This window comes from Salipiger mucosus DSM 16094 (assembly GCF_000442255.1).
Lineage (GTDB): Bacteria > Pseudomonadota > Alphaproteobacteria > Rhodobacterales > Rhodobacteraceae > Salipiger > Salipiger mucosus.
In genome coordinates this window covers 96,182-112,098 of record NZ_KE557275.1, presented here as the reverse complement: position 1 = coordinate 112,098, position 15,917 = coordinate 96,182, and the positions used below count along the sequence as shown (strand labels likewise).

General features: G+C 68.2%; 16 protein-coding genes and 1 tRNA gene. 11 read left to right on the top strand and 6 right to left on the bottom strand.

The features are described 5' to 3' along the window. Window positions 1–87: 87 nt before the first annotated feature. The 5 genes from SALMUC_RS09955 to SALMUC_RS09935 all read left to right on the top strand — a co-directional run bounded on the left by SALMUC_RS09955 (window position 88) and on the right by SALMUC_RS09935 (window position 5,118). Window positions 88–984 (top strand): LysR family transcriptional regulator, encoded by an 897-nt coding sequence (locus SALMUC_RS09955; RefSeq protein WP_020041479.1) that lies wholly within the window; start codon window positions 88–90, stop codon window positions 982–984. A 57-nt stretch (window positions 985–1,041) separates the two neighbouring features. Continuing rightward, the gene (gene leuB, locus SALMUC_RS09950) at window positions 1,042–2,145 is read left to right on the top strand and encodes a 3-isopropylmalate dehydrogenase (protein ID WP_020041480.1); all 1,104 of its coding nucleotides are present in this window, start codon (window positions 1,042–1,044) and stop codon (window positions 2,143–2,145) included. Window positions 2,146–2,299: 154 nt separating this feature from the next. After that, window positions 2,300–2,376, top strand: a tRNA-Pro gene (locus SALMUC_RS09945). A 116-nt stretch (window positions 2,377–2,492) separates the two neighbouring features. After that, entirely contained in the window at window positions 2,493–4,217 is a 1,725-nt protein-coding gene (locus SALMUC_RS09940; protein ID WP_021120172.1) for a tetratricopeptide repeat protein, read from the top strand. Then, complete coding sequence (locus SALMUC_RS09935) at window positions 4,207–5,118, top strand: 4-(cytidine 5'-diphospho)-2-C-methyl-D-erythritol kinase (protein WP_020041482.1); 912 nt, start codon at window positions 4,207–4,209, stop codon at window positions 5,116–5,118. The genes SALMUC_RS09940 and SALMUC_RS09935 overlap by 11 nt, the downstream gene beginning before the upstream one ends. Here SALMUC_RS09935 and SALMUC_RS09930 read toward each other — a convergent pair. Continuing rightward, window positions 5,115–6,116 (bottom strand): polyprenyl synthetase family protein, encoded by a 1,002-nt coding sequence (locus SALMUC_RS09930; RefSeq protein WP_020041483.1) that lies wholly within the window; start codon window positions 6,114–6,116, stop codon window positions 5,115–5,117. The genes SALMUC_RS09935 and SALMUC_RS09930 overlap by 4 nt on opposite strands. Window positions 6,117–6,170: 54 nt before the next feature. Between SALMUC_RS09930 and SALMUC_RS09925 the strand changes: the two genes are divergently transcribed. The 3 genes from SALMUC_RS09925 (at window position 6,171) to SALMUC_RS28870 (ending at window position 7,435) form a co-directional block, all read left to right on the top strand. Then, window positions 6,171–6,386, top strand: a complete 216-nt coding sequence (locus SALMUC_RS09925; RefSeq protein ID WP_020041484.1) for a putative signal transducing protein — start codon at window positions 6,171–6,173, stop codon at window positions 6,384–6,386. Beyond that, window positions 6,376–7,149, top strand: a complete 774-nt coding sequence (locus SALMUC_RS09920; protein ID WP_020041485.1) for a tRNA1(Val) (adenine(37)-N6)-methyltransferase — start codon at window positions 6,376–6,378, stop codon at window positions 7,147–7,149. Before SALMUC_RS09925 ends, SALMUC_RS09920 begins: the two co-directional genes overlap by 11 nt. A 112-nt stretch (window positions 7,150–7,261) precedes the next feature. After that, a complete protein-coding gene (locus SALMUC_RS28870) occupies window positions 7,262–7,435 on the top strand; it encodes a YdcH family protein (protein ID WP_020041486.1) in 174 nt (57 codons plus the stop codon). Window positions 7,436–7,575: 140 nt separating this feature from the next. Here SALMUC_RS28870 and phbB read toward each other — a convergent pair whose 3' ends face one another. From phbB to SALMUC_RS09900, 4 genes are all read right to left on the bottom strand, one after another. After that, the gene (phbB, locus tag SALMUC_RS09915) at window positions 7,576–8,298 is read right to left on the bottom strand and encodes an acetoacetyl-CoA reductase (RefSeq protein WP_021120171.1); all 723 of its coding nucleotides are present in this window, start codon (window positions 8,296–8,298) and stop codon (window positions 7,576–7,578) included. Between the two features lie 84 nt (window positions 8,299–8,382). Next, window positions 8,383–9,222, bottom strand: coding sequence for a patatin-like phospholipase family protein (locus SALMUC_RS09910; RefSeq protein WP_020041488.1), 840 nt, complete (start codon window positions 9,220–9,222; stop codon window positions 8,383–8,385). Between the two features lie 34 nt (window positions 9,223–9,256). After that, window positions 9,257–10,432 carry an acetyl-CoA C-acetyltransferase gene (locus SALMUC_RS09905; RefSeq protein WP_020041489.1) on the bottom strand — a complete coding sequence of 392 codons (1,176 nt, stop codon included), beginning with the start codon at window positions 10,430–10,432 and terminating at the stop codon, window positions 9,257–9,259. 173 nt (window positions 10,433–10,605) lie between these two features. Beyond that, entirely contained in the window at window positions 10,606–11,412 is an 807-nt protein-coding gene (locus SALMUC_RS09900) for an EAL domain-containing protein (protein WP_020041490.1), read from the bottom strand. Between the two features lie 269 nt (window positions 11,413–11,681). On the opposite strand from SALMUC_RS09900, the gene rpsD reads away from it, so the two are divergent. The 3 genes from rpsD (at window position 11,682) to preA (ending at window position 15,125) form a co-directional block, all read left to right on the top strand. Then, window positions 11,682–12,302, top strand: a complete 621-nt coding sequence (rpsD, locus tag SALMUC_RS09895; RefSeq protein WP_020041491.1) for a 30S ribosomal protein S4 — start codon at window positions 11,682–11,684, stop codon at window positions 12,300–12,302. 172 nt (window positions 12,303–12,474) lie between these two features. Continuing rightward, window positions 12,475–13,797, top strand: a complete 1,323-nt coding sequence (locus SALMUC_RS09890; RefSeq protein ID WP_020041492.1) for an NAD(P)-dependent oxidoreductase — start codon at window positions 12,475–12,477, stop codon at window positions 13,795–13,797. Window positions 13,798–13,820: 23 nt separating this feature from the next. Beyond that, on the top strand, window positions 13,821–15,125 hold the full coding sequence (preA, locus tag SALMUC_RS09885; protein ID WP_020041493.1) for an NAD-dependent dihydropyrimidine dehydrogenase subunit PreA: 1,305 nt from the start codon (window positions 13,821–13,823) through the stop codon (window positions 15,123–15,125). Between the two features lie 59 nt (window positions 15,126–15,184). Here preA and SALMUC_RS09880 read toward each other — a convergent pair whose 3' ends face one another. Beyond that, window positions 15,185–15,805, bottom strand: a complete 621-nt coding sequence (locus SALMUC_RS09880) for a TetR family transcriptional regulator C-terminal domain-containing protein (protein ID WP_020041494.1) — start codon at window positions 15,803–15,805, stop codon at window positions 15,185–15,187. Window positions 15,806–15,917: the final 112 nt, after the last annotated feature.

Genomic DNA, 15,917 nt, shown 5'->3' with positions numbered 1-15,917 from the left:
CTCCCTTTCCTGGTGTCGGGAGCATCATCACCTGTTCGCCTGAGTCGGGGAATTGTCTAAAATGTCAGGCCATGTATTCATGAATGAATGGATGGTGCGCTGAATGAACTCGATTGGTCGCTCGTGCAGGGCTTTCTGGCGGTGGCCGAGACGGGCTCGCTGTCGGGGGCGGCGCGGGCGCTGGGGCTCAGTCAGCCCACGGTGGGCCGGCAGGTGCGCCAGGTCGAGAACCGGCTCGACGTCACGCTGTTCCGCCGGCATCCGCGCGGGCTGGAGCTGACCGAGACCGGCGCGGCGCTGTTGCCACACGCCCGGGCGATGCAGGAGGCGATGAACGGTTTCAGCCTCGCGGCAGCGGGCCGGACCGAGGGGCTGCGCGGTACGGTGCGCATCACCTCGAGCGTGGTGACGGCGCTCTATCACCTACCGCCCATCGTTGCCCGGATCCGCGCGCTCGAGCCGGAGGTCGCCGTCGAGATCGTGCCCGACGACGCCTCGCGCAACCTGCTGTTCCGCGAGGCCGACATCGCGGTGCGGATGTATCGTCCCGAGCAGCTCGACATCGTGGCGCGGTACCTGGGCGAGCTCGAGCTGGGGTTCTATGCCGCGCGCGCCTACCTCGACCGGACCGGCCGGCCCGAGACGGTCGACGAGATGTGGCGCCGCGATCTTGTCGGCATGGATCGGGGCGACACGATGATCCGCGGCTTCCGCGACTTCGGGGTGCCCGCGACGCGCGACTGGTTCGCCACCCGCTGCGACGACTTCGCCGTGGCCGCCGAACTGGTGCGGGCGGGCTGCGGCATCGGCATCGTGCAATGCGTGCTGGCCGAGGGCGACCCGGGCCTCGAGCGGCTTTTCCCGGAGACGCCGGTGCCGAGGCTGCCGCTCTGGCTTGCCGCGCCCGAGGCGATGCGGGGCACGCCCCGCATCCGCCGCGTCTGGGACCTGCTGGGCGAGGGGCTCGCACCTCTGGTTTCTTGACCGCGCCCCTCCCAGCGGCTACGGCCAAGCGGTATTTTCGAGGAGAGGACCCACCCCATGAGCAACCCTTCGCTTCTGATCCTGCCGGGCGACGGCATCGGCCCCGAAGTCATGGCCGAGGTGCGGCGCATCATCGACTGGTACGGAACCGCGCGCGGGATGGTCTTCGACGTGTCCGAGGATCTCGTCGGCGGTTGCGCCTACGACAAGCACGGCACGCCGCTGCATGACGACACGATGGCCAAGGCGCAGGAGGTCGACGCCGTCCTGCTGGGCGCCGTGGGCGGGCCCAAGTACGACGCGCTCGACTTCAGCGTGAAGCCCGAACGCGGTCTGCTGCGCCTGCGCAAGGAGATGGACCTCTTCGCCAACCTGCGTCCGGCGCAGTGCTTCGACGCGCTGGCCGACTTCTCGTCGCTGAAGAAGGACGTGGTCGCCGGGCTCGACATCATGATCGTGCGCGAACTGACCTCGGGCATCTACTTCGGCGAGCCGCGCGGCATCATCGAAGAGGGCAACGAGCGCGTCGGCATCAACACCCAGCGCTACACCGAGTCCGAGATCGACCGTGTCGCGCGCTCGGCCTTCGAGCTGGCCATGAAGCGGAACAAGAAGCTCTGCTCGATGGAAAAGGCCAACGTGATGGAGTCCGGCATCCTCTGGCGCGAGGTCGTGACCGAGGTTGGCAAGGACTACCCCGAGGTCGAGCTGAGCCACATGTACGCCGATGCCGGCGCCATGCAGCTCACCCGCTGGCCCAAGCAGTTCGACGTGATCGTGACCGACAACCTCTTCGGCGACATGCTGTCGGATCTTGCGGCGATGCTGACCGGCTCGCTGGGGATGCTGCCCTCGGCCTCGCTCGGCGCGCCTATGGCGAACGGCCGGCCCAAGGCCCTCTACGAGCCGGTCCACGGCTCGGCCCCGGACATCGCCGGGCAGGGCAAGGCGAACCCGATTGCCTGCATCCTGAGCTTCGCAATGGCGCTGCGCTACAGCTTCGACCAGGGGGCCGAGGCCGACCGGCTGGAGAAGGCCGTCGAGGCCGTGCTCGCCGATGGCAAGCGCACCGCCGACCTGCTGGGCGAGGAGGGCGTGCAGCCCGTCACGACCTCGGAAATGGGCACGGCGATTCTCGAGAAACTCGACGCGAGCCTCTGAGCCGACGGCTCATTTCAGGGCGGTCCAGGCGGCCGCCACGACGCGCCCGGCCCCCGGGCGCGTTTTTCGTTCCCCAAGGGTGCAATCAGCGTCGAATTCCGGTCGATCTGATCTTGCCAAGGGCGCGGGCTTGGTCTATCCCGCGCGCCACGGTCGGAGTGTAGCTCAGCCTGGTAGAGCACTGTCTTCGGGAGGCAGGGGCCGTGAGTTCGAATCTCGCCACTCCGACCAATATCCCGCCACCTACGTTGAACCAGACCCGCTGACGCGGGCGTGAGCGCGCGGCGCGTTGCGCCGCCGTCGGCCGCGCGTTACGCTCGGCCAATTCTTCGACCGGAGGCAGTGACATGGCAGGTGGGATGATTTCGAGGATGCGCGCCTGTGGCGCCGGGCTGGTGCTGGCTGCGGGCCTCGCGTTCCCCGCCGGGGCAGAGACGCTGGCGGGCGACTACCTCGCCGCACGGCAGGCCAGTTTCCTCGGCGACTATTCGGCCGCGGCGGAGTACTACGGCCGGGCCATCGCCCATGACCCCGCGAACCCCGAACTGCTGGAGCGCGCCACCCTCGCGCACATGTCGCTTGGCGAGATGGAACGCGCCGCGGCGCTGGCGGAACGGCTGGCCGACGAGGGCTATGACAGCCAGGTCGGCCACATGGCCGAGGTCGCCACGCTGGCCAAGGCACAGGACTTTGCCGGGCTCATCGACCGGGTGTCGGAACAGCGGGCCATCGGGCCGCTGGTCGACGGGCTGGTCGCCGCCTGGTCCGAACTGGGCCGCGGCGACATGAGCGCCGCGCTCGTCGCCTTCGACGAACTGGCGAAGGAGAAGGGGCTTGCCGGGTTCGCGGCCTATCACAAGGCGCTGGCGCTGGCCTCGGTCGGCGATTTCGAGGGGGCCGATGCGGTCTTCGCCGGCCGCCAGGCAGGCAGCATGCAGACCACGCGCCGCGCCATCGAGGGCCGGGTGCAGATCCTCAGCCAGCTCGACCGCGAGGACGAGGCCATCGCGCTCATCGACGAGACCTTCGGCCCGACGCTCGACCCGCGCCTGACCCAGCTGCGCGCCGCGCTCGAGGCCGACGACACGCTGCCTTTCTCGCTGGTGCGCACCGCGCGCGATGGCGTGGCCGAGGTCTTCTACACGCTCGCCGGTGCGCTTTCGAGCGAGGCGAACGACGATTTCACGCTGCTCTATGCCCGCATCTCGCAGTTCCTGCGCCCGGAGCACTCCGGCGCAATCCTGATGACGGCGACCCTGCTCGAGAAGCTGGGCCAGCACGACCTCGCCGTCGCGGCCTACAAGACCGTGCCGCGCGACGACCCGGACTTCCATGCCGCCGAGATGGGCCGCGCCGACGCGCTGCGCGCCTCGGGCAAGCCGGATGCGGCGATCGAGGTGCTGGAACAGCTTGCCGCCAGCCACGGCGACATGCCCGCGGTACAATCGGCGCTGGGTGACGTGCTGCGCCAGCAGGAGCGCTACGAGGAGGCGATCGAGGCCTACGGCCGCGCGCTCGACACCTTCGAGGAACCCGACCCGGCGCAGTGGTTCCTGCACTACGCGCGCGGCATCAGCCACGAGCGGTTGAGCCACTGGGACGCGGCCGAGGAGGATTTCCGCGCGGCGCTGGAGCTGAACCCGGAACAGCCGCAGGTGCTGAACTACCTCGGCTATTCGCTGGTCGAGCGGCAGGAGAAGCTCGACGAGGCGCTGTCGATGATCGAGAGCGCCGTCTCGGCGCAGCCACAGAGCGGCTACATCGTCGACAGCCTCGGCTGGGCGCTCTACCGGCTGGGCAAGTACGAGGAGGCCGTCGTCCACATGGAGCGCGCGGCCGAGCTCATGCCGGTGGACCCGGTGGTGAACGACCACCTCGGCGACGTCTACTGGGCGGTCGGGCGCGAGGTCGAGGCCGAGTTCCAGTGGAAGCGGGCGCTGAGTTTCGCGACTTGGGACGACGCGTCGGACGAGGTCGACATGGAGCGTATCCGGCAGAAGCTCGAGGTCGGTCTCGACCAGGTGCTCGCCGAGGAAGGCGCGCCGCCGCTGCGGATGGCGAATGGCGACTAGGGTCTTCGCGCCGGCAAAGGTCAACCTGGCGCTGCACGTCACGGGCCGCCGCGACGACGGCTATCACATGCTGGATTCGCTGGTCAGCTTCGCGCCCGTGGGCGACTGGCTGATCGTCACAGAGGCCGAGGGGCTGTCGCTGACGGTCGAGGGGCCCGAGGCGGCGGGCGTGCCCACGGATGCCGGAAACCTCGCGGTTCGCGCCGCTGCCCTGCTGGCCGGGGCGCGTGGTGCCGCGCTGCGGCTCGACAAGCGCCTGCCCGCGGCCTCGGGCATCGGCGGCGGGTCTGCCGATGCGGCGGCGGCGCTGCGGGGCATGGCGGCGCATCTCGGTCCTTGCGCAGGACAGCCCGAGCGGCTGCTGGAAGAGCGCGGCGAGGCGATCCTCGCGCTCGGGGCGGACGTGCCGATGTGCCTGCTCTCAAAGCCCCTGCGCGTTGGCGGGATCGGCGAGGCGCTGAGCCCCGTCGCTCTGCCCGATGTGCCGGCCGTGCTGGTCAACCCGCGCCTGCCCGTCTCGACCCCGGCGGTCTTCAAGGCTCTGAGCGCGCGTGACAACCCGCCCATGCCCGACCCTCTGCCGCAGATGCAGGATGCCGCCGCCCTGATCGCGGCGCTGCGGGGCATGCGCAACGACCTGGAGGCGCCTGCGCGTGCGGTGCAGCCGGTGATCGGCGCGGTGCTGGACGCGCTGCAGGGGCAGCCGGGATGCGGGCTGGCGCGCATGTCGGGATCGGGAGCGACATGCTTCGGCCTCTTTACCGAGCCGACCGAAGCGCAGGCCGCCGCGCGCGCGCTTCAGGCGGCGCATCCGGACTGGTGGATCGCTTCGGGTCTGCTGGGCGACCAGTCGGAGCTGGCGATGCCGCGGGTGGACGAAGGCGCCGTGCCGGGCGCCTAGTAGAGCCGCGCTACCACGAAATCCGCGAGGTCGATCAGCACGTCGCGCAGCTCGGTGCGGGGCAGGGCCTCGAGCGAGGACTTTGCCTTGTCCGCCCAGCCCCGCGCATCCGCGCGCGTGGCATCGAGTGCACCGTGCCGGTCGAGCAGCGCGAGCGCGTGGTCGAGATCGCCGTCGCGCTGGTCGCCCTTCTCGATGGTGCGGGCCCAGAAGGCGCGCTCCTCGGCGTCGGCGGCCGCCACGGCCTTGATGACCGGCAGGGTCAGCTTGCGCTCGCGGAAATCGTCGCCGACGTTCTTGCCGGTGGCCGTGCTTTCGCCCTGGTAGTCGAGCAGATCGTCGGCAATCTGGAAGGCGATCCCCAGTGCGTCTCCATAGTCGAAGAGGGCGCGGATCTGCGCCTCCTCGACGCCGGCGATGACGCCGCCCACCTCGGTCGCGGCCGAGAACAGCGCCGCCGTCTTGCCGCGCACCACCTGGAGGTAGATCTCTTCGTTGGTGCGCAAATCCTGCGCCGCCGTGAGCTGCAGCACCTCGCCCTCGGCGATGGTGGCGGCGGCGTTCGACAGGATGTCGAGCACGCGCAGGTCGCCCGGCTCGACCATGAGCTGGAAGGCGCGCGCGAAGAGGTAGTCCCCGACCAGCACGCTCGACTTGTTGTCCCACAGCAGGTTCGCCGTCGGGCGCCCACGCCGCTTGCTGCTCTCGTCCACGACATCGTCGTGCAGCAGCGTCGCGGTATGGATGAACTCCACCGTCGCGGCCAGCTTGGTGTGATCCTCTCCAGCGTAGCCGCACATCCGCGCGGCAGCCAGCGTCAGCAGCGGGCGCAGCCGCTTGCCACCGGCCTCGACCAGGTGCGCCGTGACCTCGGGAATGCGCGGGGCGTGTTTCGACGCCATGCGCTCGCGGATCAGCGCGTTGACCTGACCCATGTCGTCGGTCAGCAGCGCGGCCAGCCGGTCGTGCGGCTTGTCCTTCGGTGTGTCCAGCCCCATCGCTCTCTCCGGCGAGGCTCGACAAAGCGCCGGCCCCGGTCTTACATCCCCGTCATGGAAGAACTTCTGCGAACCACCGACATCACGTTGATCCCGCTGGTGAAGACCCTTCTCGACGACGAGGGTATAGACAGCTTCGAGTTGGACGTAAACATGAGCGTGCTCGAGGGAAGCATCGGCATTTTGCCGCGGCGGCTGATGGTCCGCAGGGACCAGATCGACGACGCGCGGCGCATCCTGCGCATGAACGGCGTGTCCTTTGAGGGCTGAGCCCTTTGCCGAGCCCGAGCTGACGCGCAACGCCTTCCTGGGCGGGCGCATCGCCCTGTGGCAGCCGCGGGAGGGCTACCGCGCGGGAATCGATCCGGTGGTTCTGGCCGCATCCGTGCCGGCGAAGGCGGGGCAGAGCGTGCTGGAACTGGGCTGCGGTGCCGGACCCGCGCTTGCCTGTCTTGGTGCACGGGTGCCGGGCCTAGCGTTGGCAGGGCTGGAACTGCAGCCGGGCTATGCCGCGCTGGCGCGGCGCAACCTCGCGGACAACGGGCTGACCGGCGAGATCCTGGACGGCGACGTCGCCGATCCGCCCGCCGCACTGCGGCAGCGGAGCTTTCACCACGTCATGGCCAACCCGCCCTATTTCCGCGCTGGTGCCCGCTCGACCGCCGAGGATGACGGCCGCGAACTGGCCCTGGCCGGACCCGTGCCGCTCTCGGACTGGGTGGCGCTGGCGGCGCGGCGGCTGCGACCGGGCGGCACCATGACCGTGATCCAGCGCGCCGAGCGCCTGCCAGAGCTCCTCGCGGCCCTTTCCGGCCCCCTTGGCGCGCTGGAACTGCTGCCACTTGCCCCGCGCGAGGGCAGGGCGCCCCGGCTGGTTCTTGCCCGTGGACGCAAGGGCGGGCGGGCGGACTTCCGCTTTCATGCGCCGATGGTCATTCACCGTGGCGCGACTCACCTTGCGGATGGCGACGACCATACCGAGGTTTTCCGTACGGTCCTGTGGGAGGGGGGCGCGCTGAAATTCCCCGCGTGAGCCCGCGTCTCGGCGGATTGTAACAGTTGGTTGACCGTTTTCGCTGACGCAGCGTGACTCGCGGGTCAAGTTGTGCTGCAGTGAAGGTCCAACCCGGAAAAAGGAGGATCCCATGAGCTTGAGTTCGCACCTGCAGGAACTGAAGAAGAAGCACCAGTCCCTCTCCAGTGTGGTCGAAGAGATGCAGCGCAGTCCGGGGGTCGATGACCTGCGCGTTGCCGAACTGAAAAAGCAGAAACTCCGTATCAAGGAAGAGATCGCGCGCCTGACCGACCGTCCTCAGTGACCGCCTTTGCCCACCGGTCCCAGCAGCGCGCGATCCGGGCCGGTACACCACTCACGTTTCACCAGTGACCCAAACGGAAGCCCCGGGCACATGACCCGGGGCTTTTCGTGTCTTTCGGTCCGGCGTGATGCCGGGGCAGTTCAGACGAAGAACTGGCCGCCGTTGGCCGAGATCGTCGAGCCGTTGATGAAGCCCGCGTCGTCCGAGGCGAGGAAGGCCACGCAGCGCGCGATCTCCTCGGGCTCGCCAAGGCGTCCGGCGGGGATCTGCGCGATGATCTTCTCGCGCACCTTCTCGGGCACCGCCATGACCATCTCGGTCGCGATGTAGCCGGGGCAGACCGCGTTGGCGGTGATGCCCTTCGAGGCCCCCTCCTGCGCGAGGCTCTTGATGATGCCGAGATCGCCCGCCTTGGTGGCGGCATAGTTGACCTGGGCGAACTGGCCCTTCTGACCGTTGATCGACGAGATCACGACGATGCGGCCGAAGCCACGCTCGCGCATGCCGGGCCAGACCGGGTGGATGGTGTTGAAGACGCCGGTGAGGTTGGTGTCGATCACCTCGTTCCACTGCTCGGGCGTCATCTTGTGGAACGGCGCGTCGCGGGTGATGCCCGCGTTGGCGACAACGATGTCGATCGGGCCGAGATCGGCCTCGACCTGCTCGATGCCGGCCTTGCTTTCGGCATAGTCGCCCACGTTCCACTTGTAGGTCTTGATGCCCGTCGCCTCGGTAAAGGCCTTGGCCTTCTCGTCGTTCCCGGCGTAGGTCGCCGCAACCTCGTAGCCTTCCGCCTTGAGCGCCTTCGAGATCGCCTCGCCGATACCCCGGCTTCCTCCCGTGACCAATGCAACCCTTGCCATGCTTTCCTCCGATCTGGCCTGTGATATGTAACGGATTCCTAAAATTTTACACGATGATACGCAACTTTATTGCGCTCACGCAGATCACGTCGTTCCCCCGGCGTCAAGCCAACGCTGCGCATCACGTTCACCCTGTGCCCAGGTGTCGCGCAGCTTCTGCGGATCGGTGAAGTCGATCTTGTCGGCCACCGTCTCCTCCGAGGGATGAACGTAGCAGCGCCCGGAGACGTCCGGCACACGCTTGTAGTCGCGGGTCAGCAGCACGAGCGTGTCGCCCTCGTCCGGATCGGGCAGCGGCGCCTGATCGGCCATGCCGCCGTCCACCACGCGCCGATCCTCCCAGAGGGGCGGCTCGAAGACGGGCGGGATCACCGCTGCGGCCGAGATCAGCTCGACCAGCTGCCCCTCGCGGGCGGCGGCGTTGGCATCGACCAGCTTCGAGGTCAGGCCAATCTTCTCGGCCCAGTCGAAATGCGGCGAGTTCACGGTGTGAAGTTCGGCCTCGTAGGCCACCGTCATCGCTGTGCCGGTCAGCGTGGGGAGCCCGGTGTCGGGCGGATGCGCGATCAGGATCTGCAGCTGCGGCCCTTCGGCGATGATGCGGGCCGCCTCGTCGTCGATCACGCGGCTCACCACCTCGCAGTAGAGCTCCTGGTGGGGCGTGATGCCGTTCTTGTCCGCGGCGAAGAGGTCGAGGTTCGAATCCCGCTCTTCGAAGGCGGCGCACATCTCGTCCAGCAGGCGTTTCTCGCGCCCGGTGAGGAAGGCCGCCGCGGCGAGCGCGCCGCCGCTGACGCCGGTGACGCGCTTGGGTTTCAGGGGCCATTCCCTGCAGAGCGTCGTCATCACGCCGCCCTGCCAGAAGCAGCGCAGGCCGCCGCCGGAAAAGACGATCTGGTCGGGGTCTCTGGGGATCTCTCTCATGAGGGGGAGCGGGCCCCGAGGGGCCCGCCTGCGCTCAGTCGCGCTCGACGCAGAGCGCCACGCCCATGCCGCCGCCGATGCACAGCGTGGCAAGGCCCTTCTTGGCGTCGCGGCGCTTCATCTCGAAGAGCAGCGTGTTCAGGACCCGCGCGCCCGAGGCGCCGATCGGGTGGCCGATGGCGATGGCGCCGCCGTTCACGTTCACGATCGAGGGATCCCAGCCCATGTCCTTGTTCACGGCGCAGGCCTGTGCCGCGAAGGCCTCGTTCGCCTCGACGAGGTCGAGATCCTCGACCTTCCAGCCGGCCTTGTCCAGGGCCTTGCGCGAGGCGGGGATGGGGCCGGTGCCCATGATCGACGGATCGAGACCGGCGGTCGCGTAGGACGCGATGCGCGCCAGCGGCTCGATGCCGCGCTTCTCGGCGTTCTCGGCGGTCATCAGCAGCACGCCGGCGGCGCCGTCGTTGATCCCCGAGGCGTTGCCCGCGGTGACCGAGCCGTCCTTGGTGAAGGCCGGGCGCAGCTTCTGCATGTTCTCGATGGTGGCGCCGTGGCGGATGTACTCGTCCTTGTCGACGACGGTCTCGCCCTTGCGGGTCTTGACGGTGAAGGGGATCACCTCGTCATCGAACCGTCCGGCGTTCTGCGCCGCCTCGGCCTTGTTCTGCGAGGCCAGGGCGAACTCGTCCTGCTGCTCGCGGGTGATCTGCCACTGGTCGGCGACGTTCTCGGCGGTCTGACCCATGTGGTAGCCGTTGAAGGCGTCCCAGAGGCCGTCGCGGATCATCGTGTCGATGTATTTCACGTCGCCCATCTTGTGGCCCATGCGCAGGTTCTGCGCGTGGGGGCTCATCGACATGTTCTCCTGGCCGCCGGCGCAGATGATGTCGGCGTCTCCCAGCAGGATGTGCTGCGCGCCGAGTGCCACGGTCCGCAGGCCCGAGCCGCAGACCTGGTTGATGCCCCAGGCCGCGCTTTCCTTGGGCAGGCCGGCGTTGATATGCGCCTGGCGCGCCGGGTTCTGGCCCTGCGCGGCGGTCAGCACCTGGCCGAGGATGGTCTCGCTGACCTCGCCCTTCTCGATGCCGGCGCGCGCAACGAGCGCCTCGAGAACGGCGGCGCCCAGGTCGTGCGCGGGGGTTGAGGCGAAGGCGCCGCTGAAGCTGCCCACGGCGGTGCGCGCGGCGGATGCGATGACGACGTTGGTCATGAAAAATGTCCTCCAAGCAGAGCATACCGGCAGGTGCTCCGACCGTCGACTTGACCAGCCGAAGGCGCCCGCGTTGTGTCCGTGACTATTTGATAACTTGGCCCGGAGGCACTGGACAGGGTGTCGTCACCGATTTTTCGCGGTTTTTCGAATATGCCGCGGCTGGCCGCCGGTCAGGCGGTGGCGCGGGTCGTCCCCGTGTTGCGCCACGGCGGGCTGACGGTGGGGGCGCCGAAGTAGTAGCCCTGCATGCAGTCGACCCCCAGCGCGACGAGGCATTGCGCGTCCTCGGCCCGTTCGACCGATTCGGCCACGGTGAACATGTCGAACTCATCGGCGATGGCGACTAGGGCACGGGTCAGCACCTGGTTGTCCGGGTCGCGCGCGATGCCGCGGGCGAACTGGCCGTCGATCTTCATGATGTCGAAGCTGAAGCCGCGCATGTGGCGCAGCGCCGTCTGGCCGGCGCCGCAATCGTCCATGGCGAAGGTGATGCCGCGGCGTTGCAGGTCGGTCATGAAGCCGCTGACCAGCTCGGGCACCAGCATGGCCGAGGATTCGGTGATCTCGAGGATGAGGCGTTCGCCGATCGTCGGCGCGCTGTCCAGCCCGCGCAGAAGGACCTGCATCCAGCGGCCATAGCCGATGGAGCGGGCCGACATGTTGACGGCCAGCCGCAGGCCGGGCTGCCGCGCCAGTTCGGCAAGCCCCTGTTCCAGCGCGATGCAATCAAGCTCGCGCCCTGCCTCCGTCTCCTCCACAGCCATGATGAAGTCGCGCGCGGGGATGATGCGCCCGGTCTCGTCCAGCACGCGCACCATCGCCTCGTGAAAGGCCACCCGCGTGGTATCGGCGGCCTGCACGACGGGCTGGAAGGCGAGCATCACCTGCCGGTGCCGGATCGCCTGGCGCACCATGTCGAGCGTGCCGTCGTCGCGGGTTTCCAGCGCCGCCTCGAGCGCGTTGCGGGCAAGTGTCATCGAAGCCGATTCCCTGATCCGTGCCGTGGCCTGCAAAGTCGCCACGCCGGCACAGTGCCCCGCCCCGCTTAAGCCCGCGTAAAAGACGGCATTCGACGTAAATCCCCCGTATGGCACTGCGCGGTTGACTCCACGCGGCATGCGCATATAAGCGCGCCTTCACTGGTGTTGGTGGCCCCCGCAAGGGGATGCCTGTCAATCCGGGCAGCCGGGGGTCCGGTCCGGGGAGAGGACAACGCCCTTCGAAACCTGAACGAAGGAGATCAGCCGTGACCAAACGCACGTCTGCCAAGTACAAGATCGACCGCCGCATGGGCGAAAACATCTGGGGCCGTCCGAAGTCCCCGGTCAACCGCCGCGAGTACGCGCCCGGCCAGCACGGCCAGCGCCGCAAGGGCAAGATGTCCGACTTCGGCCTGCAGCTTCGCGCCAAGCAGAAGCTCAAGGGCCACTACGGCGACCTGACCGAAAAGCAGTTCCGCCGCATCTTTGCCGAAGCCGAGCGGATCAAGGGCGACACCGGTGAGCTGCTCATCGGCCTGCTCGAGCGCCGTCTCGACGCCGTCGTCTACCGTGCCAAGTTCGTGCCGACCGTCTTCGCGGCGCGTCAGTTCGTGAACCACGGCCACGTGCTGGTGAACGGCAAGAAGGTGAACATCCCCTCCTACCGCGTGAAGGAAGGCGACGTCATCGAGGTTCGCGAGAAGTCCAAGCAACTGGCGTCGGTCATCGAGGCCACCCAGCTGCCCGAGCGCGACGTGCCCGACTACCTCGAGGCCGACCACTCCAAGATGACCGCGACCTTCGTGCGCACGCCCAGCCTGGCCGACGTGCCCTTCGCGGTGCAGATGGAACCGAACCTCGTCATCGAATTCTACGCGCAGAACTGATCCGGTTCCGCGCCATCCGATGCGAAAGGCCACGCCCTCGGGCGTGGCCTTTTTCGTTGCATGCTTTTTCAGCACCGCCTCGCGCTGATCGCGCCTCCAGATATTTTACCAGTTGATAAAAAAATCGACCTGTGGAAGCCTTTTCGAAAGCGCAGGCAGCGGGAGGCGACCGATGGACGCAAAGGCTCTGGCCCCGGGCATCAAGCCGGGACGGCTCGACGGGGAACTGATCGCGGCGGGGTTCTCGGACCTTCATCCGCCGCTTGACGGGCACGAGGCCCATGTCGCGGCGGATCGCTGCTACTTCTGCCACGACGCGCCCTGCGTCACGGCCTGTCCGACGGACATCGACATCCCGCTCTTCATTCGCCAGATCTCGACCGGCATGCCGGAAGCGGCGGCACGCACCATCCTCGAGCAGAACATCCTCGGGGGTATGTGCGCCCGCGTCTGCCCGACCGAGACGCTCTGCGAGGAGGTCTGCGTGCGCGAGACGGCCGAGGGCAAGCCGGTCGAGATCGGGCGGCTGCAGCGCTACGCGACTGACACGGTGATGGCGAAGGGCGTGCATCCCTTCATGCGCGCGGCGCCCACGGGCAAGCGCATCGCGGTCGTGGGCGCGGGCCCGGCGGGGCTGGCCTGCGCGCACCGGTTGGCCATGAAGGGCCACGAGGTGACGATCTACGAGGCGCGCCCCAAGCCGGGCGGGCTCAACGAATACGGCATCGCCGCCTACAAGAGCACCGAGGATTTCGCCGCCCGCGAGGTCGACTGGCTCATGCAGATCGGCGGCATCACCCTGCGCGAGGGGCAGGTGCTGGGCCGCGACATCACGCTCGACGGCCTGCGCGAGGCGCATGACGCGGTCTTCCTCGGCATGGGTCTTGGCGGTGTGAACGCGCTGGGTGTCAGCGGCGACGACCGCGAGGGCGTGACCGACGCGGTCGACTTCATCGCGGACCTGCGGCAGGTTTCGGACCTCGCGGCGCTGCCGGTGGGGCGCGACGTGGTCGTGATCGGCGGCGGGATGACCGCCATCGACGCGGCGGTGCAGTCGCGCCTTCTTGGGGCGATGAACGTGACGCTGGTCTACCGCCGCTCGCGCGAGCGCATGGCGGCCAGCCGCTACGAGCAGGATCTCGCGGCCTCGAAGGGCGTGCATATCATCTGCGGTGCCTCGCCGGTGGCCGTGCACGGCAACGGCACGGTCCGCGAGGTCGAGTTCGAGTTTACCGACGACGACCTCGCCCCCACGGGCGAGCGGTTCCGGCTACCCGCCGACCAGGTCTTCCGCGCCATCGGCCAGACGCTGGTGGGCGAGGGGCTGCCCGAGCTCTCCGGCCGCAAGATCGCGGTCAGCGGCGCCGGGCGCACCACCGTCGATGGCGTCTGGGCCGGCGGCGACTGTGCCGCCGGGGGGGACGACCTGACGGTGACCGCCGTGGCCGAAGGGCGCGACGCGGCCGAAGACATTCACGCGCGGCTGATGGGCTGAGGCCCGGACGAGGAGGACACGACATGGCAGACCTGACCACCAACTTCGTGGGCATTACCTCGCCCAACCCGTTCTGGCTCGCCTCGGCGCCGCCGACGGACAAGGAATACAATGTCCGCCGCGCCTTCGAGGCCGGCTGGGGCGGCGTCGTCTGGAAGACCCTGGGCGAGGAAGGCCCGCCGGTCGTCAACGTCAACGGTCCGCGCTACGGCGCGGTCTGGGGCGCGGACCGGCAGCTCCTGGGGCTCAACAACATCGAGCTCATCACCGACCGGCCGCTCGAGGTGAACCTGCGCGAGATCGCGGCGGTCAAGCGCGACTACCCGGACCGCGCGGTGATCGTCTCGCTCATGGTGCCCTGCACCGAGGAGGCCTGGAAGACGATCCTGCCGCTGGTCGAGGAGACCGGCGCCGACGGGGTGGAGCTGAATTTCGGCTGTCCGCACGGCATGAGCGAGCGCGGCATGGGCTCGGCCGTGGGGCAGGTGCCCGAGTACATCACCATGGTCACGCGCTGGGTGAAGCAGTATTCCAACCTGCCCTGCATCGTGAAGCTGACGCCCAATATTACCGATATCCGCAAGCCGGCCATGGCGGCCTTCGAGGGCGGAGCCGACGCGGTGAGCCTCATCAACACGATCAACTCGATCACCTCGGTCGACCTCGATCTCTTCGCGCCCGAACCGACGATCGACGGAAAAGGCGCGCACGGCGGCTACTGCGGCCCGGCGGTCAAGCCCATCGCGCTGAACATGGTGGCCGAGATCGCCCGCGACCCGGAGATGCCGGGGCTGCCGATCTCGGGCATCGGCGGCGTCACCACCTGGAAGGACGCGGCGGAGTTCCTCGCGCTCGGGGCGGGCAACGTGCAGGTCTGCACGGCGGCCATGACCTACGGGTTCAAGGTGGTGCAGGAAATGATCTCGGGACTGTCGCAGTATCTCGACGACAAGGGCATGACGCTCGACGACCTCGTGGGCCGCGCGGTGCCCAACGTCAGCGACTGGCAGAACCTGAACCTCAACTACGTCACCAAGGCCCGGATCGACCAGGACGCCTGCATCAAGTGCGGTCGCTGCTATGCCGCCTGCGAGGATACCTCGCACCAGGCGATCGACATGTCCGAGGACCGGGTCTTCACCGTCAAGGACGACGAATGCGTGGCCTGCAACCTCTGCGTCAACGTCTGCCCGGTAGAGGACTGCATCACCATGGAGCGGGTCGAAGCCGGCGCGACGGACGAGCGGACCGGCACCGTGGTGCCGGCGGAATTCGGCGACTGGACGACGCATCCCAACAACCCGATGCGGCGCACCGCGGCGGAGTGAGGCCAAGGCACGCGAAGGCGCGGATGGTGTTGCATCCGCGCTGCCTTGGGCGATTCCGGTCAACGCTTCGTTGGTTCCGGCGTCAGAAGCCTGCGGAACATCGTCTCGACATGGGCGTCGGCGCCGTCGCCCTCGGGCAGTAGCACGCGAAGCTGGGCGTCGAAATCCGCGTAGTGCTGCGTCACGGCCCAGATCGTCAGGATGAGGTGTCTCGGGTCCATCCGCGCGATGCGCCCGGCCTTCATCCAGCTTTCGATCAGCGCGCATTTCTCGTCGAAGAGCGGCTTCAGCCGGCGTTCGAGGTGCGGCTTCATGCGCGGGGCGCCCTGTATGATCTCGCCCGCGAACAGCCGGCTCTCGCGCGGATACCGGTGGCTCATCTCCATCTTGCGGCGCACGTAGCCGAGGATTTCCGTCATCGGATCGCCCTCGGCCTTCATCTCGATCAGCGGGTCCAGCCATTCCTCCATGAGCGCGTTGAGCAGCGCGACGTGGATCGCCTCCTTGCCGTCGAAGTAGTAGATGAGGTTCGGCTTCGACATGCCCGCCGCCTCGGCGATCTGGTCCAGCGTCGCGCCGCGGTAGCCGTGCTGCGAAAAGACGTCGAGCGCGGCGTCCATGATCCGCTTGCGGTTCTTCAGCTGGATCCGACTCGGTTTCTTCTCCGTGTTGGCGCCCATGGTCCTCCACCCTCTGCCGATTTTCCGTGCAGCCTCGCCGGAATTGCGGGCATGTCTCCGGCCCGGTTGCGCGGTCAATTCTTGACAGCTTCCCGACCCGTTGCAATCGTGC